The following is a 16,621-nucleotide window of genomic DNA, read 5'->3' as shown; positions in this document are numbered from 1 at the left end:
GCACCCTCCCCTAGCGAAATCGCATGAGGATCTTTACCAGTACATCTTGAGCATAATATTCCACCCGCATAGGGAGAAAGTTTAAAAGGACCAACAACGTTTCCACAGCTTACACACTCATCAAGTGCAGGAGCATAACCAGACAAATCCAAAATGCGCATTTCATAAAGATGAGAAACGATTTGCGGGTCTTTGCCTTCTTGAAGTGCAGAAAGACATGCTTTTAGCTGCTCAAAATGAAAACCCGTTGCCTCGTCGTCCTGTATTGAACGATCCGTCAATTCTGCTACGTAAGAGGAATAAGCAGCCAAATCAAGCTTCTCACGCAAAACATGGTGAGATTCAATAATCTCACCATGATTAAGCGTGCCAAGCCCGCTGCTTCGGAAATAAACAAACTCTCCATATGTAAACGGCTGCGCGAGCGAAGAATGTTTGCTTTTCACCTTTTTCGCTCCGCGTATAAGTACACCCGCTTTTCCATTTGTCTTCGTCAGCAGAGTAACAATTTTATTGCCTTCCCCGTAATCCATGCTTCGCAGCACAATTCCCTCGACACGATACAACATAATGCAAACTCTCCCCTGAAAGCAGAAACGTATGTTTACCGTCCCATGGCGGCAAACATACGTTTAGCTGTTAAAAACACAAAAGCTCTATACTTGATCAACCGATTCAAATAATGCCATTGATACGTTAGACAGATGTGTCCTCGAGGTCCAGCTCGGCAAGCTCATCCTGATTTCCTACTAACGCATCGGAGCTGCCTTCTGCTCCGTATTGGTGTATTTCCTTGTATAACATGAAAGACTCGACATCCCCGGTCAACGTAAAATACTTCCACGAAAAATTCCGCATACGTATTCATCCCTTTCCGTCCCCTGAAATGCTGCTTCAGACGTTAATAGGATGCGATAAACCGCTCATGTCTATCCTTAACAAAATACGTCAATTATGCTTATTCGTTCCGGTAACCAAGATCCTTCAGCACACGCTCCTGATTGCGCCAATCCTTCTTCACTTTTACCCACAGCTCAAGAAAGATGCGTGAGCCAAGGAGCGCTTCGATATCTTTTCGCGCTTGTTTGCCAACTTCCTTCAGCAAATCACCTTTTTTGCCAATGATGATACCCTTCTGAGAATCACGCTCTACAAAAATAACAGCGCCGATATAGACGACTCCATTTTCCTTTACGCGCATATCCTCAATGGTCACTGCGATTGAATGTGGAATCTCTTCACGCGTCATATGCAATATTTTCTCGCGAATAAGCTCCGAACAAACAAATTGCTCAGGGTGATCAGTAATTTGATCTGCTGGATAATACTGTGGTCCTTCTGGCAAATAACGTGTCAGCTGTTCAAGCAAGGTTTCCACATTATTACCCTTAAGCGCTGAAATTGGGATAATTTCCGCAAATTCATGCAATGCATTATATTGTGTAATCATCGGCAGAAGCTGTTCAGGCTCTACTTTATCGATTTTGTTCATTACTAGGAAAACAGGTGTTTTCACTTTTTTCAGCTGTTCAATAATAAAACGGTCACCGCCGCCTAGTCCCTCTGACGCATCGATTAGAAAGAGCGCTGCTTCCACTTCACGAAGCGCGCTTTCCGCGGTTTGCATCATATAATTCCCAAGCTTGGATTGTGGTTTATGAATACCAGGTGTATCAAGAAACACGATTTGTGTGTCATTTGTCGTATAAACACCATGAATTTTATTCCGTGTCGTTTGCGGTTTATCTGACATAATCGCAATTTTTTGACCGATAAGATGGTTCATCAACGTTGATTTACCAACATTTGGCCTGCCGATTATAGCTACGAAACCGGACCGAAATTTTTTGTTGCTGCGTTCATTTGATGTTTTTTGATTCATATTCTTGTTTAACGCTCCCTATTATCTAATGAAGCCGGCGTGAAGGCACCCGGCAATATGCCTGAAACGGTTGAGATCGTCCATTGACCTTTTAAATTCCCCATAATGACAGGCATTTCTGGCGGACATAGCTCAACTAGAACCTGGCGGCAAACGCCGCATGGCGCGATTGGAGTATCCGTATCGCCAATAACAGCTATTGCTTGGAATTGTCCTGGTCGCTTTCCATCCGCTACTGCGCGATATAATGCGGTACGCTCCGCACAGTTTGTTGGACTGTAAGCTGCGTTCTCTATGTTGCAACCATAATGGACTTGGCCCTCATCGTCAAGCAGTGCTGCTCCAACCTGGAAATTTGAATAAGGAACGTATGCTCTTGACATCGCTTCCTTAGCCGAAATCATTAGCGAAGTGTAAGACTCCGACAATCCTTCAAAAACCACCATAAATATCCCGCCATTCCCCGTTTTTTAATCCATTATTAAATGCCATAAGGGCGGCCCAAGTATGAGCAGCCCTATAATTGCAGAAATTGCAGCAGCAACTAACACCGCCCCAGCAGCAACATCCTTAGCAGCTTTAGCTACTGGATGAATATTGGGGCTTGCTAGATCAACCGCCTGTTCAATTGCCGTATTTACCATTTCAGCACTTATCACGAGGGCGATCGCCATTAAAATAATCGCCCATTCAAGCGGCTTAAGTGATAGCATAAAACCTAAACAGCACACCACTGCGGCGGCAATTGCGTGAAACCGCATATGACTTTGAGTCCGAAGAGCAAAGCCTATGCCGGATATTGCAACTGCGAAACTAGATATAACTTTTCGCATTAACGAGTTAAGCCAGCCTGCTGCAAAATCGCTTCTTGCTTAGCGGTCATTTCGGCTTCGGTTTCATCATCCTGATGATCGTAACCGATCAAATGCAAAAAACCATGTACAAACAAAAAGCCGATTTCGCGTTCCAAGGAATGACCGTACTCCTCGCTTTGAGCAAGAGCCGTATCCACGCTTATTATAATATCGCCAAGCATGCCTGAGATCGGGTCCTTCTCATCCTCGCTGTCCACTTCAAAAATAATATCAAGCTCATCCACGCCATCTTCTTGCATAGCGAATGACAATACATCGGTTGGACGATCAATTCCGCGATATTCACGATTCAGCTGATGAATTTCCTCATCGTTTGTGAATGTTAAAGACACCTCACCATCGGAAATGCCTTCCGCTTCACCAGCCAATTGCAGCAATTGCTCTATTTTTGTAATCCAATCCTCGAGTATTTCCAGCTTTTCCTGCTCATTGCTCCAACCGAGTTGCAAGCTCATGACAAACGCTCCTTTGTTTTCACATCATCCGGATATTCAATACGTGAATGGAAGATGCCAATTACGCTTTCCTTTAGTGAATGCGCAATTTTGTCCAGCTCCTTCAACGTTAAATCACATTCATTGTATTGATTGTCATCCAGCCTGCTTTTAATAATTTTGTTAATCATTGCTTCTACCTGCTCTACTGTCGGGTTGCGAAGGCTGCGAACCGCTGCTTCCACGCAATCAGCAATGCCAACAACAGCCGCTTCCTTTGACTGTGCCTTCGGACCAGGATACCTAAAATCATCTTCCGTAAACGCAGGTTCGACACCTTGTTCTTCCGCTTGTTTTATCGCTTTGTAATAAAAGAATTTCAGCGATGTTGTCCCATGGTGCTGCTCTGCAATATCGCGGATCGGCTTAGGGATATTATGCCCTTTAAGCATATCGACTCCGTCTCTCGCATGAGCAACAATGATTGATTTGCTTAACTTAGGATCAATCGTATCGTGCGGATTTTCAATATTGGATTGGTTTTCGATAAAATAATTCGGCCGCTTCGTCTTCCCAATATCGTGGTAAAACGAGCCAACCCGGCATAATAAGCCGTCTGCCCCAATTGATTCTGCTGCCGCCTCTGACAAATTGCCCACCATTACGCTATGGTGATAGGTTCCCGGCGTTTCAGTCAACAGCTTGCGAAGCAGCGGGTGATTGGGATTCGAAAGCTCTACAAGCTTAAGCGCAGATAAAATGCCGAATGTAACTTCAAAGAACGGCATCAAGCCAATGACGAGCACCGCAGTAATCAAACCGCTAGCAAACGCAAAAGCAACGGAGTAGATAAAATGAGCACGTTCCAGCTGTTCAGACAGCAGTAAAATGGATAAAACGGACAAGGAGCCAAATAAACTCACCATTATTCCGGCCTTCAATATTGTTGATCGCTGACTCGCTCTATGAATCGAGAAGATGGCAGCAAACGAAACGACAATAATGACAAAGCCATACTGGAAATCAAAAATTTGATGCTGGCTCGTGTTCAATATAATACTGCCCATTATTGCAAATATTATGGAGCTGATCATGGCTAGATGCATATCTAGCAGCAAGGTAATCAGCATCGTTCCGAGAGCAGCAGGAGCCAAATAACCCGCATAAGGGGCAGCATCCGTCTGCGTCAACGAAGTAATCTCCATCGTAATAATATTGATCAGAAAGATGAGCCACAACATCAAAAGAGAAGAGTTGTTATATTTGGGCTTAATCCCATTGATACTTCCAGACTGATGCAAATACGCGTAAATGACGACGATAAACATCACAGACATGATTAGCAATCCGAACTGCGGCCAATAAGTCTTACGATCCTGCAGCAGGGAAGAATCTACGAGCAGCTTGTACAATTCAGGCGTAATCGTCTGACCGCGCTTCACGATCAGCTCACCTTCTTTAATTAAGACAGGCGGCGTGTTTTGCTTAGCCTGCACTTTAGCCTCATCCGTTGCTTCCTTATCCAGAAACTTGTTGGGCATGATGGCAAATCTCGCAAGCTCCTGCACAATTTCTCTGCTTGTCCGACTGGATAGCGAGCTTGCATTAACAAGTTCCGCAACCTGTGTTCGAGCGGTTTCCGCATCACGAAGCTGCTCTACCGTCAGTTTACGCACAATATCCCGAGCTACATCGCGCATCTCGGTTAGCGTTTCTGCTGTTAGATTAGGCATCTTGTAAAAGGTTTCTTCCGGAATGGTGTATTGCTGCTCCTTCGCTATAAGCGCCATTTCCTCAAGCAGCGTGTTGTTATAAGTTCCACGGCCCTTATTCAGCTTAACAAAGGTATCAATATACTCCGAATAACGGCCTGGAATTTCATTGCGATAAATATCAATCTTATTTTGCAAGGTTACTTGATCGTCCTGATTCAGCTGCTCTATTCGAACAAAGATTTGGTCGACAAGCACCTCGTTGCGTAGCGGTACTATCGAATAGATGACATCGACTTTCTCGGCTGCATCCTCTTCCGCTTGTCTAGTCGCCTTCTCGTCTTTAATTTGGAAGGGCGCTTTGATATCCTTCTCGCTTACAGCGCCCTCCTGAATATCATAGGTTTCAGGAACGAGATGCGGAGCTAAGCTGAAATAGAATAGCAGCACAAACATCAACATCAGCACCCAGCGAACGGCTGCACTCTGCTTCCAACCCGCCGTTTTGGACGGCCGCAAGTTCCCTTGTTTTCCGGTCTGGTTTTGGTTCATGCAGCAGACATCCCTTTCTAGGCTTTGTTTTCAGCATCCCAGTTGTAGGCAACAATAATCTTTTGAACGAGCGAATGACGAACGACGTCTTGCTCTGAGAAAAGGATGATGCCAATTTCCTCTATGTCTCTCAGAATCCGCTGAGCTTCAATTAAGCCTGAGTTTTTGCCCCTCGGCAAATCGATTTGCGTAACGTCTCCCGTTATAACCATTTTAGAACTAAATCCTAGTCTTGTTAGAAACATTTTCATTTGCTCAGGCGTCGTATTTTGTGCTTCATCCAAAATAATAAACGCATCGTCAAGCGTTCTGCCCCGCATATAAGCAAGCGGAGCAATTTCAATCATACCGCGCTCAAGCGCTTTGACCGTCTGATCAGGTCCAAGCACATCATGCAGTGCATCATACAAAGGACGAAGATAAGGATCGACCTTCTCCTGCAAATCGCCTGGCAAAAAGCCGAGATTTTCTCCCGCTTCTACGGCAGGTCTCGTAAGAACAATTCTTTTTACCGAGCCTTCCTTCAAAGCAGCGACAGCGAGCACAACGGCCAAATATGTCTTACCTGTTCCGGCTGGACCTATTCCAAACACGATATCCTTCTTGCGGATCGTCTTCACATAATGGCGTTGACCGATCGTCTTTACCCGAATCGGCTTACCACGGAAGGTAGTTGTAATTTCTTTCTTAAACAAGTCCAACAGCTCTTCTGCCTGCATCGATCTGGCGAGCTCAAGTGCATATGCAACATCACGCTCTGATGGCTTATAGCCCCCGCGAACGAGCTGTAAGAGCACATTGTATAGTTGTTCTAACGAATCAACCTCTTCTACAGGACCTGATATGACAATTTCCGCTTCACGCGATGTAATCGAAGACTCTACTTGCGCTTGAATGAGACGTAAAAAATTATCCTGTGGTCCGAATACTCCAAGTCCTTCCGCTGCGTTGCCGAGCGGTATCTTTACTACTTTCGTTTCAATTTGCAACAATCCTCATTCTCCCTGCATATGGACTAGTGGCATTTCCTTAACGATAGATTGCTCGACTTCAAAAAGAACTTTCATATAAACTTTACCATTGTCCGCCTTTTCATGCAAAACAATTTCATCGCGGATGACTGCATCGCTGCCTGTTTTAAGCAGCAATTTGGCTTTAGCCTGCAGAATGCCGACGTTCTTCGCTTCTTCTTCGGTAAGCGTGCGGTCTTCCATACGGGTTTCCATTATGGTCTCCTTCATTCTACCAATTGGAAGAGACCAATTGCGCCAGGAAACCTTCTCCTCATGCTTAATCGATTCGGATTTTCCGAAAGCAGAATCACCGTACCCGCTAAGCTGAAGCGCTCTCGAGCCGATGACTGCAAACCATTTCGTCTCTTTATCTCCAGTATACACCTTAACCTGTTGAACAAGCGGTGAAGAAATTTCAAATTCGTACCAAACAAGCCCACGAACATTGCCCTTGGCAACGACAGTGCGCGAATTCATTTCTCCCCCAATCGTTCCCGAGATCAAAATTTGGTCTTTTTTCACTTTCGTATTTTTTCGAACGACGGGCCGTCCCGCCTCTGCTATAATTTCGGTAACTACAGCATCATCAGATGCCACCAAATGTCGAGGTGTATTCAAGGAAGCCTTATCCGGTATCGTTGATTCAACCACTTGAATAATAACCTTTGTCCCCTTTTTCTCCACACCAACCCAGGTTGAGCCTGGAAGCTTGCGAACAAGCTGCTTGGACAGCACATCAGCATCGGTTAAACGGAAAGACCACTGCATAGGATATAAGCCTTCCTCTTTGGCAGCAGCCCTTATTTGATCCTCCGTCAGCTTGACATTGCCTTGCACTTCGATGCTCCATACGAGCGAGGACAGCATAAAGATAATCGCAAAAAACAACACGATGCCAGCCGCAAACAGCTTTCTGCGCTCTGCTTTGACAAGCAGAAAAGGCAATCCTTTGCGCTTCGTAACATGAACACGACAGCCTGTCTCTTTTAAATACGGACGAAGGCCAAAAAAATCACTGATTGACAGCTCACATTCAAGCAAGCCGCTGCTTGTCCATCTGATGGAAGACAGCTGCAAGCCGCCAGCCAGCGCTCGGTTGACGAGCTGCTCAGGTTGTCCCCCCCGAATATGAATGGTGACCATACCCTTTAACCAATTTGCACCTTGTCCGCTCACGTCCATTCCCCTCCATTACCTCAGCTATTAATATAGAAAATCGCCTTATCTATTTCATGGAATCAATTGAATATTCGTAATTTGTCCCTCAATAAACACTTCTTCTGTCCAAATGGTGCGGATAACTAGAGAGCTTCCCGTAACCTCCAACTGGCCTTTGCTTAGTGCGAGTCTCAATCGCTCACTAGAGAAATGAACAACACCACGATGGTTCTCGATATATAATTGGCAGTCTCCAATCATTGTTAATCGCGGCAAATCAAATACGACATCATGCGGCATATCAAGCAGCTCTGCTGTCATTTTGCGAAATCTCTTTTTTATGTGGCGCATGTACGATTCTTTGCCTCCTTCAAGGTTTGCTAAAAGTAAAGCAAAGGAATGGCGATTTTCATGTACTGTACCAAAATATGCGAACCGCTCGATAATTATGGCTCCAAAATAAAAAAACCGCCTAAGCGCAGCGCTTAGGCGGTTTAAATTTATTTTCGAAAAGGTTTTTTCGAGCGAGGCGGTCCTAATACTTCGGCCCAAATAACTGCTTTCCGCAAATCATCGGATCGAATGGATGCTGTGTTGATGCTCTGGCTTCCATAATTGCGCTGTGCTGCAACCTGTGCTGTTTCTTTGTTAGCTGCTGCTCTTTGAAGCGCGCGCTGCAGAGAAGCAGTTTGCGGCGCTTCTGCGCTCTCTCTGCTAGAACGTGTCGAATTCATATCAGAAGAACGCTCAACGTCAGTTACAGAGCGATAAACCGTTCCTCCAGCTGCCTGCGGCGGTTGCGGTTGCGGGCGCTCTACCTCTCGCTCCTGTTCTCCGGACTGCGGGAACAATGAACGCGGCAGCCCTCCGCCGCCAAAGTCAGGCATTTGACCAGGCTTCTTCTTCGCGCCGGATTTGCCGAATATCGAAGCCAGCGCACCCAATATAACGACAACGATAAATATGTTATTCATCAGAAATTCTATAATCTTCAACTTGCCTTCACCTCCAAGGCTCAGTTACGTTGATCCTACTTGATCCGACCAAATAACTGAGCCATCGACTTTATCGGCCGTCTTTAATGTCCGTAGAACTGTCCTGCTTGCCGATAGAGCTGCGCATATGGGTATCCGCTTCGATGTTTTTCAAGTTCATATAGTCCATAACGCCAATTTTCCCGCTTCTAAGCGCTTCAGCCATGGCAAGTGGAACTTGTGATTCCGACTCTACTACGCGCGCTTCCATCTCAACGACTTTTGCTTTCATTTCCTGTTCGTGAGCAACGGCCATCGCACGGCGCTCCTCGGCTTTTGCTTGAGCGATTTTTTTGTCCGCTTCCGCTTGTTCCGTTTGAAGATGTGCACCAATGTTTTTGCCTACATCAACGTCCGCGATATCGATTGACAATATTTCAAACGCTGTACCTGCGTCAAGCCCTTTGCCAAGCACAGTGCGAGAGATCATGTCCGGATTTTCCAAAACGTCTTTATGTGAGCCAGCAGAACCTACAGTCGTTACAATCCCTTCACCAACACGAGCAATGATAGTTTCTTCACCAGCACCACCGACTAGGCGTTCAATGTTGGCACGAACTGTAACACGAGCTTTTACTTTCACTTCAATACCATCCTTCGCAACCGCAGCTACGATTGGTGTTTCAATAACGCGCGGATTAACGCTCATTTGTACGGCTTGTAGTACATCACGACCAGCCAAATCGATAGCCGCCGCGCGTTCGAATATAAGTGGAATGTTCGCACGTTGCGCTGCAATCAACGCATTGACAACCCGATCGACGTTACCGCCTGCCAAGAAGTGACTCTCAAGCTGGTTTATGTTAAGTCCCAGCCCTGCTTTTGTTGCCTTAATTAACGGGTTGACGATTCTGCTTGGTACGACGCGGCGAAGACGCATGGCAACGAGCGTAATAATTCCAACTCTAACGCCCGATGCTAATGCAGATACCCACAGCATAATCGGGAAAAAGCTTAAGAATACGGACAGTACGATAATAACAACGACAGCCAAAATTAAAAAAGATACGATAGGATCCATTTGTTCCAACCTCCATTTGTATATTCGTTTTCTCTATTTTGTTACTTCTTTGACAACGACCCAAGTACCTTCCGCTTTAATGACGGTCACCGTTCGGTTCGTATCGATAAACTCACCAGAGGTAACGACATCAATTCGCTTGTCATTAATAACAATTGTTCCTGCCGGTCTCAGCGGAGTAATTGTTGTCCCTTGCAATCCGAGCAGTGAATCCTTTATATCCGCAGAAACAAAACCTTGCTCCGTTGTCAGCTTCTCGCGCAATATAAATTTGTTCCAAATACCTCTGGATTTGTTCATTCTAATAAAAATAACGATTAGAATGGTGGCTACAACTAACGCAATGACGATCGATATGAAAGCCGTCATTGGGTCTGAAGCTGCGGTAACGACTCCTGCTACCAACGCAGCACTGCCGAGCAAGCCCAAAATCCCAAAGCTTGGTACAAACACCTCGATTATGAGCAAGGCTATTCCAATTACGAACAGCACGACCGACTCCATACCGGCAAATCCAGCAACATAGTGGCCAAAGAAATAAAGGGCAAACGATAATATTCCAACAACGCCCGGTACTCCAAAGCCTGGAATGATCATTTCAATAACGATACCAGCAATGCCAAGTATGAGCAAAATCGTCATAACGATTGGATTGAGCAGCCATCTAGCTACATTTTCCGCAAGTGACGGAACAACCTCAATTTGTGTTCTGCCTTCCAAGCCCAGCCATTTGATTGCTTCATCAACGTTTGCTGCTGTATGCTCAGAGTATCCGACTTTCTCAGCTTCACTTGCTGACAGGGTAAGAATTTCTCCCTTCAGCTTATCTCTGCCAAGCTTGTCTTTCAGCTCCACCATTGCATTCGGATCCGCCATAGCGACAGCGATACTCTTGTCGCGACCCTGCAATCCTGCTGACTCACTCATTTCAGAGGTCCAATAGGAAATCGTTTTGGGATTATCCTCTAATGTCCCTGAGCCATCCACTACAGCAGCTGCACCAATCGTACTGCCCGGCTGCATGATGATATTATCAGCATTTAAAGCAATATAAGTGCCTGCTGATACGGCTTTCCCCTCAACAAAAGCCGTAGTAGGAATGGCGCTCTCCCTTATAAGATGACCAATTTCCTCTGCGTTTACGACTTTGCCGCCAAGCGTATTAATAACGAGAATCACATGCTCAGCTTTTGCTTCCTCAGCTTCTTTAAAGGCTCTCTCCAAAAAGGATTGAAGCCCCGATTCCACCGTTTGTTTAACGGGAATCACATACACTGCTGGGCCAACTTCATTTGCTGCCTTTGCTTTCTCCCCCGGTGAACCAAATAATGCTGCAAGCGTCACCATTAACACCGCTGCGATCAATGCGATTGGAGTGGCGGACATACTTCTTCGCCATCGATTCATGTGCAAGAAGGTTCCTCCTTTTTTTCGTGTTTGCTTTCTACTACGTTTGACAAATGAAAACGTTTCAGGCAGCCTTCTCCATATCATACCATTTACACTTGAAACGTACAAAAAAACACCCCCGTTAAGGGGTGTTTTGTGAGTCCGTATGTTTAGTTAGTTGAGATGTTGCTGAACGAGCTGATTTACTAGTTTACCGTCAGCGCGTCCTTTTGTTTTAGGCAAAAGGGCACTCATAACTTTTCCCATATCGGCTTTGGAAGAAGCACCGAGTTCATGGATGGTCTGCGTTACTATCTCTTGAATCTCTTCTTCAGTCAGCTGTTCGGGAAGGTATTGACTAATAATTTCAATTTCGACCACAAGACCCGCTACTAAATCATCGCGGCTGGCTTTTTTAAATTCTTGGAGGGAATCTTTACGTTGTTTGATTTCGCGACTCAATATATCAAGCACTTCGTTATCGTCCAATGGACGCTTGAGATCGATTTCCAAGTTTTTCACTGACGCGCGCATCATACGAATAACGGAAAGTTTAAACTTGTCCTGATTCTTCATGGCTTGCTTCATATCATCGGTCAATCTTTCGCTCAGGTTCATTATGGAAGGATCCTCCTAAAACTTTCTCTTGCGCGCAGCCTCAGACTTCTTCTTGCGCTTTACACTTGGCTTTTCATAATGCTTGCGTTTTTTCACCTCAGCTAGAACACCATCTTTAGCGATGGAACGTTTAAAGCGGCGAAGCGCAGCATCAATAGTTTCGTTTTTGCGAACTTTAGTTTCAGACACCAGTTTTCCCTCCCTCCGAAACAGACCGTCCAGAGCTATAACACGGTTTATCAAATTTCATTATATGTCAAACCAAAAGGCAGTGTCAACTTTAGATATCTACAACCCGAGAAGAAAGTTTCGTTCCCCCCAATACATGGATATGCAGATGATAAACAAGCTGTCCTCCGTCGGCATTAACATTGTTGACCAGTCGATAGCCTGACTCCGCAATTCCTTCTTCCTTTGCGATTTGACGAGCTACCGCGAACATCTCGGCTATGACCTCGTCATCTTCATCGGTAACATCATTCATCGTTGCGATATGCTTCTTAGGAATGATAAGAATATGTACAGGAGCAGCTGGCTGTATATCGTGGAATGCGAGAATTCTGTCATTCTCAAATACCTTCTTCGAAGGTATTGCACCCTCGATTAATTTACAGAAAATACAGTCCATAGGTTTCACCCCCTATTCGCTTTCCTTACCATATCATACCGAAATTTTAGCCGCTCGTCCAATCATTAAAGATAACCCGCAAAAACTTCGAAGGCACCCTTCCAAAAAAACGACAGAATCCATGCTGCTACTTCGAAATCTCAGCTGATTTTTCCTTCATAACAGCCTGCATCTGTTCAACAAGCTGAGCCCATTCAAGCCCGCTGGACAATCGAATAATTGCAATGCGGCTCTCCCCGATATTTGCATTAAAACCACTCATAATACCTGATATGGTTTCAAACGCACTTTTTAATCCCTGAATGTACGCTGCATCGGTTTCGTTCAGAGCACCATCATAGTGACCAATCGTTTGCAAGCCTTTAACGACATCAGTTACATAGGCTGAGGTAAGCTCTTTATTGATTTTTTCCGGCTCTGCATTCACGCTTGCTGCTTCTGCAGTAAATTCCACCAAAGCATGGCCGCTCGCAGCTGCTTGACCTGAAAGAAATGCAATGGCATACCGTTCGTCTAAAGTTTTACTTTGAAGCAAAGCATCCAGCTGCGGAAGCATTTTTTCTACATAATCTTTAGAACCAATCGCTGCTTCAAATATTTTTTGGCCTTTTACATAATTGTTTTCTTGTTTATTTTGTAAAAATTGCGAGTACAAAAAAACATTGCCGATTAAGCTGAATACAAGAATAACGAGAGTTATCGGCAGCGCGATAGAGCGTTTGCCCGTTTGCTGTGGTTCCAACTTCACAGCCTCCTTTTAGATTTGGTTTGTTCTCTTAAGGTGAACGGATTGACCCCCGTCAAAGAAAAAGACATGGCTCTCATCCACTTTTCTCCCGAGAACAGATTCGATTGCTTCGGCATACAGCTCCAGCTGGAAACGATGCCGCTCCGCTGCTTCTACCCATTGCTCCTTATAAATTCGATCCGTCTTATAATCGAGCAGTACGACGCCAGCAGCATCCTCGAACAAACAGTCTATTACCCCTTGAATCAATATCGGCTCATCTAGATCTGAATTCGGATAAACACGTTTAGCAGGGAACATGCAGCTGAACGGAACCTCTCTTCGCACCCAGTCAGCGTTTAACAACCGCTGTCCCAGCTCGCTTTGGAAAAAAGCTGCGACGTTCGGCAAATCGATTGCCTCCGATTGCTTTACTGTTAATAAACGCTGTTCAATCATATGATCAAGCGTTTGTTTAAGCATCGGTTCATCTATTTCCTCTGTGAGGGAGACAAGCTGCATAAGCAAATGATTAACAGAGCCCTTCTCAGCTGCTGTAAGCGACTTTTCCTCCATAAAGGCTGGACGTCGCAGTCGGAACGTATACGATGCTTCTGGAGCAGTTGCAGCTTCTTGAAGATGTGTATTCGCCTGATGCTGATTCAGCTCGTCCAATGGAACCGCATCCTCCTGCTCCTCCGAATACAGCCTCTTCATTTCCGTAACCGATGTTTTGGCAGCGAGTGCCGCCGCTTCTTGATGCGGATAATGCCACTCCAACCGCTCACGCAGCTCATCATCTGCTTCTACATGCTCAAGAAGCGATAGTGAAGTAACCGCTTGAAGCCGATCTTCCTTGTCCTGGTCCTGCAGCTCCGTCTCTGACGCCGCTGCGGCTTCAGTGCCGAATATAGAAGCTGAAACAACACCAGCATGCCAGTTCGGAGCATTGTAGTCAGCCAGCTGACTGTCATTGATTTGCCTAGCCGCTAGCGGACCTAGCCAATCGATAAATGAGCGTGCGGCAGCAACCCGGAAATCAGTCATTTTACCTGAAGCATCGACGGAAGAAAGCCATCGCTTAAGCTTGGTTTCGGCATCCGCTACAGTCGCGACGAGAAACATTTTTTCCTTTGGCCGGGTTAACGCAACATACAAAATACGCATTTCCTCTGCTAGCATTTCTTTACGCATGGCTCTTCGAATAGCCAAATAAGGAAGTGTAGGATAACTAATGCGAAGAGCAGGATCAACAAAACGAGGCCCGAAACCGAGCTCTTTGTGTTTCAAGAAGGCACTTCGCACATCCTGCTGATTGAACAGCTTGCCTAGACCTGCTACGAATACAACCGGAAATTCAAGCCCCTTGCTCTTATGAATGGACATGATGCGAACGACATCCTCTTGTTCGCCGAGCGCTCTTGCAGTACCCAAGTCGCCGCCGCTATCGCGCATACGTTCGATAAATCTTAGAAATCGAAACAAACCGCGGAACGAGGTCGCTTCATACTGCCGAGCCCGGTCATGCAGCGCACGCAAATTCGCTTGACGCTGCGTCCCTCCCGGCAAGCCGCCTACAAAATCGTAATACCCGGTCTCGCGGTAGATTTCCCATAGCAAATTAGCAAGCGAGCCCTGCCTTGCTTCCTCACGCCAGCGATCCAAGCTGTCCAAGAAAAGCGAAAGCTTCCTGCGCGTGTCCTCATCCATAAACAAATCGCCTGCTGCTTGAAGGACCGCATCATAATACGTTGATTTCGCAGATTGGATGCGTATTCTTGCAAGTTCCTCACCGTTTAATGCAAATAATGGCGATCGCAATGCAGCCGCAAGCGGAATATCCTGATACGGATTATCGATAACTCTTAACAAGGAAAGCATCGTCTCGACTTCCGTCGCTTCAAAATAGCCGCTGCTCAGCTCCGCATACGCAGGAATACCGCTTCCTTGCAGCTCCTCAATGATAATTGGCGCCCACTGCTGGGTCGCCCTTAACAAGATAACAACATCCCGCCATTGCATAGGTCGATTCTCACGCCGTTTGCCATCATAAACCTGGAATCCGCTGTCGATAAGAGATTGCAGCTGCTGAGCGATCCAGCGCGCCTCCAACTGCGCCGCCTTTAGCTCGGAAGCTGATTCGAGGAGCGTTCCATTTTCTCCTTGCTCGCCCTCACCCTGTCCCTCTGATGACTCTGAGTTATCGGCATCAGCTGTCTCTTCGTCATCTGCATCCGCTTTATTCAATACGGCAAACTCAACTTGACAACGATCGGCTGGCACTGGATCTGGGTAGGTAGCGCCACACACGAGTTCTGCTCGCTCATCGTAATCCATCTCGGCCACAGTCTCGCGCATGATGGCGCGGAAAACCGCATTCACGCCATCAACAACTTCCGATCGACTGCGAAAGTTGCGCGCCAAATCGATGCGCAGAGCGTCAGATTCCTCTGTTTCCGATCGCTTGTTCATCTCATGACGAGACAGATACGATTTATATTTTTGCAAAAACAGCTTCGGCTCAGCAAGGCGGAAGCCGTAAATGCTCTGCTTAACATCGCCAACCATAAACCGATTGCCAGCACCTGGCCGTTCAATTAACGAAACAATTGCTTCCTGCACCATATTCGTATCTTGATATTCATCAAGCAATATTTCATCGAATTGCTGCTGGAATTCAATCGCTGCAATCGAAGGCAGCATTTGTTCAGGTGTAGAAGACGGATCACGCAAAATTCGTAAGCAATAGTGCTCCAAATCGCCAAAATCGAGCATACCTTTCGCGCGTTTAGCCGCTTCATAGCCTTGACCAAATTCGATAACAAGCTCGGATAACGCCTTCATCAGTGGAGCAAGCTCCTGAAGCTCTTCCAAAAACTGCTCCGCAGATCTGCCAAATAACTCATCAGAAAGTGAAGTGATCAGCTTCTTTGCTTGATCGCGCAGCTCCTTCGCCTGCTCCTGAAGGGACTTGTCATATTCATCGCCGCGCATCGCCTTCAGCTTGCCGAATTCGATGGACTGAAAAGGCGCTATCCAACTTTCCCAGGGCATGGAATGTACCATCTCTGAGAGACTGCTAATGATTTGCAAATCATCATCAAAGGTAGCCGCATAAGGTGCTGGGCCAGCAGGTTGTCGCGTTAGCTCTAAGGCTTGATGCAGCAGCGAGCTCGCTCCTTCTAAAGCCATCTCAATGTCGCCTATTAAACTGACAACCCACGTACTGTTTTGCAGCGCTGCGACATCCTCGATATTAAAGGCATCTGCTGTTTGCCTAAGCCAATATTCAGGCCATGGATGGCTTTGCGCAAAGTCGAACAATTGTTGAACCAGCCGATACAAAGGCTCATCGCCGCGCTCACCGCCATAACGATCGGCAAGCCTTAGAAAAGCGCCGTTATCGCCAGYCCCTTCATACTTTTGCTCAAATAGCTGATCGAGAACGTCAAGGCGCATTAGCTCGCTTTCGGTCTCGTTTGCAATACGAAAGCCAGGATCAAGCCCGATTAACGGATAGTAACGCCTAATGACGTCCATACAAAATGAGTGTAGTGTCGTAATCGATGCTCTATTCA

The 16,621-nt window shown here is 46.1% G+C and carries 18 protein-coding genes; all 18 read right to left on the bottom strand.

What is annotated here, in order from left to right:
- The coding region (gene recO / locus AC1DSE_RS15715; RefSeq protein ID WP_477527868.1) for a DNA repair protein RecO at positions 1 to 569 on the bottom strand (569 nt) is incomplete at its 3' end.
- Between the two features lie 127 nt (positions 570 to 696).
- Positions 697 to 858 carry a YqzL family protein gene (locus AC1DSE_RS15710; RefSeq protein WP_076266896.1) on the bottom strand — a complete coding sequence of 54 codons (162 nt, stop codon included), beginning with the start codon at positions 856 to 858 and terminating at the stop codon, positions 697 to 699.
- A 100-nt stretch (positions 859 to 958) separates the two neighbouring features.
- On the bottom strand, positions 959 to 1,882 hold the full coding sequence (era, locus tag AC1DSE_RS15705; RefSeq protein WP_054024225.1) for a GTPase Era: 924 nt from the start codon (positions 1,880 to 1,882) through the stop codon (positions 959 to 961).
- Between the two features lie 8 nt (positions 1,883 to 1,890).
- Positions 1,891 to 2,328 carry a cytidine deaminase gene (gene cdd / locus AC1DSE_RS15700; protein WP_477511370.1) on the bottom strand — a complete coding sequence of 146 codons (438 nt, stop codon included), beginning with the start codon at positions 2,326 to 2,328 and terminating at the stop codon, positions 1,891 to 1,893.
- Between the two features lie 24 nt (positions 2,329 to 2,352).
- Positions 2,353 to 2,715 carry a diacylglycerol kinase family protein gene (locus AC1DSE_RS15695; RefSeq protein WP_477511369.1) on the bottom strand — a complete coding sequence of 121 codons (363 nt, stop codon included), beginning with the start codon at positions 2,713 to 2,715 and terminating at the stop codon, positions 2,353 to 2,355.
- Positions 2,715 to 3,212, bottom strand: a complete 498-nt coding sequence (ybeY, locus tag AC1DSE_RS15690) for an rRNA maturation RNase YbeY (protein ID WP_477511368.1) — start codon at positions 3,210 to 3,212, stop codon at positions 2,715 to 2,717. Before ybeY ends, AC1DSE_RS15695 begins: the two co-directional genes overlap by 1 nt.
- Complete coding sequence (locus AC1DSE_RS15685) at positions 3,209 to 5,455, bottom strand: HD family phosphohydrolase (protein WP_441881068.1); 2,247 nt, start codon at positions 5,453 to 5,455, stop codon at positions 3,209 to 3,211. Before AC1DSE_RS15685 ends, ybeY begins: the two co-directional genes overlap by 4 nt.
- 17 nt (positions 5,456 to 5,472) lie before the next feature.
- Positions 5,473 to 6,444, bottom strand: a complete 972-nt coding sequence (locus AC1DSE_RS15680; RefSeq protein ID WP_054026960.1) for a PhoH family protein — start codon at positions 6,442 to 6,444, stop codon at positions 5,473 to 5,475.
- A gap of 6 nt (positions 6,445 to 6,450) precedes the next feature.
- Positions 6,451 to 7,650, bottom strand: a complete 1,200-nt coding sequence (gene yqfD / locus AC1DSE_RS15675; RefSeq protein ID WP_076266891.1) for a sporulation protein YqfD — start codon at positions 7,648 to 7,650, stop codon at positions 6,451 to 6,453.
- 48 nt (positions 7,651 to 7,698) lie between these two features.
- Entirely contained in the window at positions 7,699 to 7,977 is a 279-nt protein-coding gene (gene yqfC, locus AC1DSE_RS15670) for a sporulation protein YqfC (RefSeq protein ID WP_076266890.1), read from the bottom strand.
- A 149-nt stretch (positions 7,978 to 8,126) separates the two neighbouring features.
- Positions 8,127 to 8,621, bottom strand: coding sequence for a hypothetical protein (locus AC1DSE_RS15665; RefSeq protein WP_477511366.1), 495 nt, complete (start codon positions 8,619 to 8,621; stop codon positions 8,127 to 8,129).
- Between the two features lie 70 nt (positions 8,622 to 8,691).
- Positions 8,692 to 9,681, bottom strand: a complete 990-nt coding sequence (gene floA, locus AC1DSE_RS15660; protein ID WP_076266888.1) for a flotillin-like protein FloA — start codon at positions 9,679 to 9,681, stop codon at positions 8,692 to 8,694.
- A gap of 33 nt (positions 9,682 to 9,714) precedes the next feature.
- Positions 9,715 to 11,088 (bottom strand): NfeD family protein, encoded by a 1,374-nt coding sequence (locus tag AC1DSE_RS15655; protein WP_477511390.1) that lies wholly within the window; start codon positions 11,086 to 11,088, stop codon positions 9,715 to 9,717.
- A gap of 156 nt (positions 11,089 to 11,244) precedes the next feature.
- The gene (locus AC1DSE_RS15650) at positions 11,245 to 11,688 is read right to left on the bottom strand and encodes a GatB/YqeY domain-containing protein (RefSeq protein ID WP_076266886.1); all 444 of its coding nucleotides are present in this window, start codon (positions 11,686 to 11,688) and stop codon (positions 11,245 to 11,247) included.
- A 15-nt stretch (positions 11,689 to 11,703) separates the two neighbouring features.
- Positions 11,704 to 11,877, bottom strand: coding sequence for a 30S ribosomal protein S21 (gene rpsU, locus AC1DSE_RS15645; protein ID WP_005547957.1), 174 nt, complete (start codon positions 11,875 to 11,877; stop codon positions 11,704 to 11,706).
- Positions 11,878 to 11,968: 91 nt separating this feature from the next.
- Entirely contained in the window at positions 11,969 to 12,316 is a 348-nt protein-coding gene (locus AC1DSE_RS15640; RefSeq protein ID WP_477511364.1) for a histidine triad nucleotide-binding protein, read from the bottom strand.
- 127 nt (positions 12,317 to 12,443) lie between these two features.
- Complete coding sequence (locus AC1DSE_RS15635; protein WP_477511363.1) at positions 12,444 to 13,058, bottom strand: hypothetical protein; 615 nt, start codon at positions 13,056 to 13,058, stop codon at positions 12,444 to 12,446.
- 15 nt (positions 13,059 to 13,073) lie between these two features.
- Positions 13,074 to 16,621 (bottom strand): helicase-exonuclease AddAB subunit AddA (addA, locus tag AC1DSE_RS15630; protein WP_477527867.1); only part of this gene is annotated, 3,548 nt, incomplete at its 5' end.

It is taken from the genome of Paenibacillus sp. 01L418 (assembly GCF_056400045.1).
The sequence above is the reverse complement of the archived record's forward strand: the minus strand, read 5'-3'. Positions and strand labels throughout refer to the sequence as shown.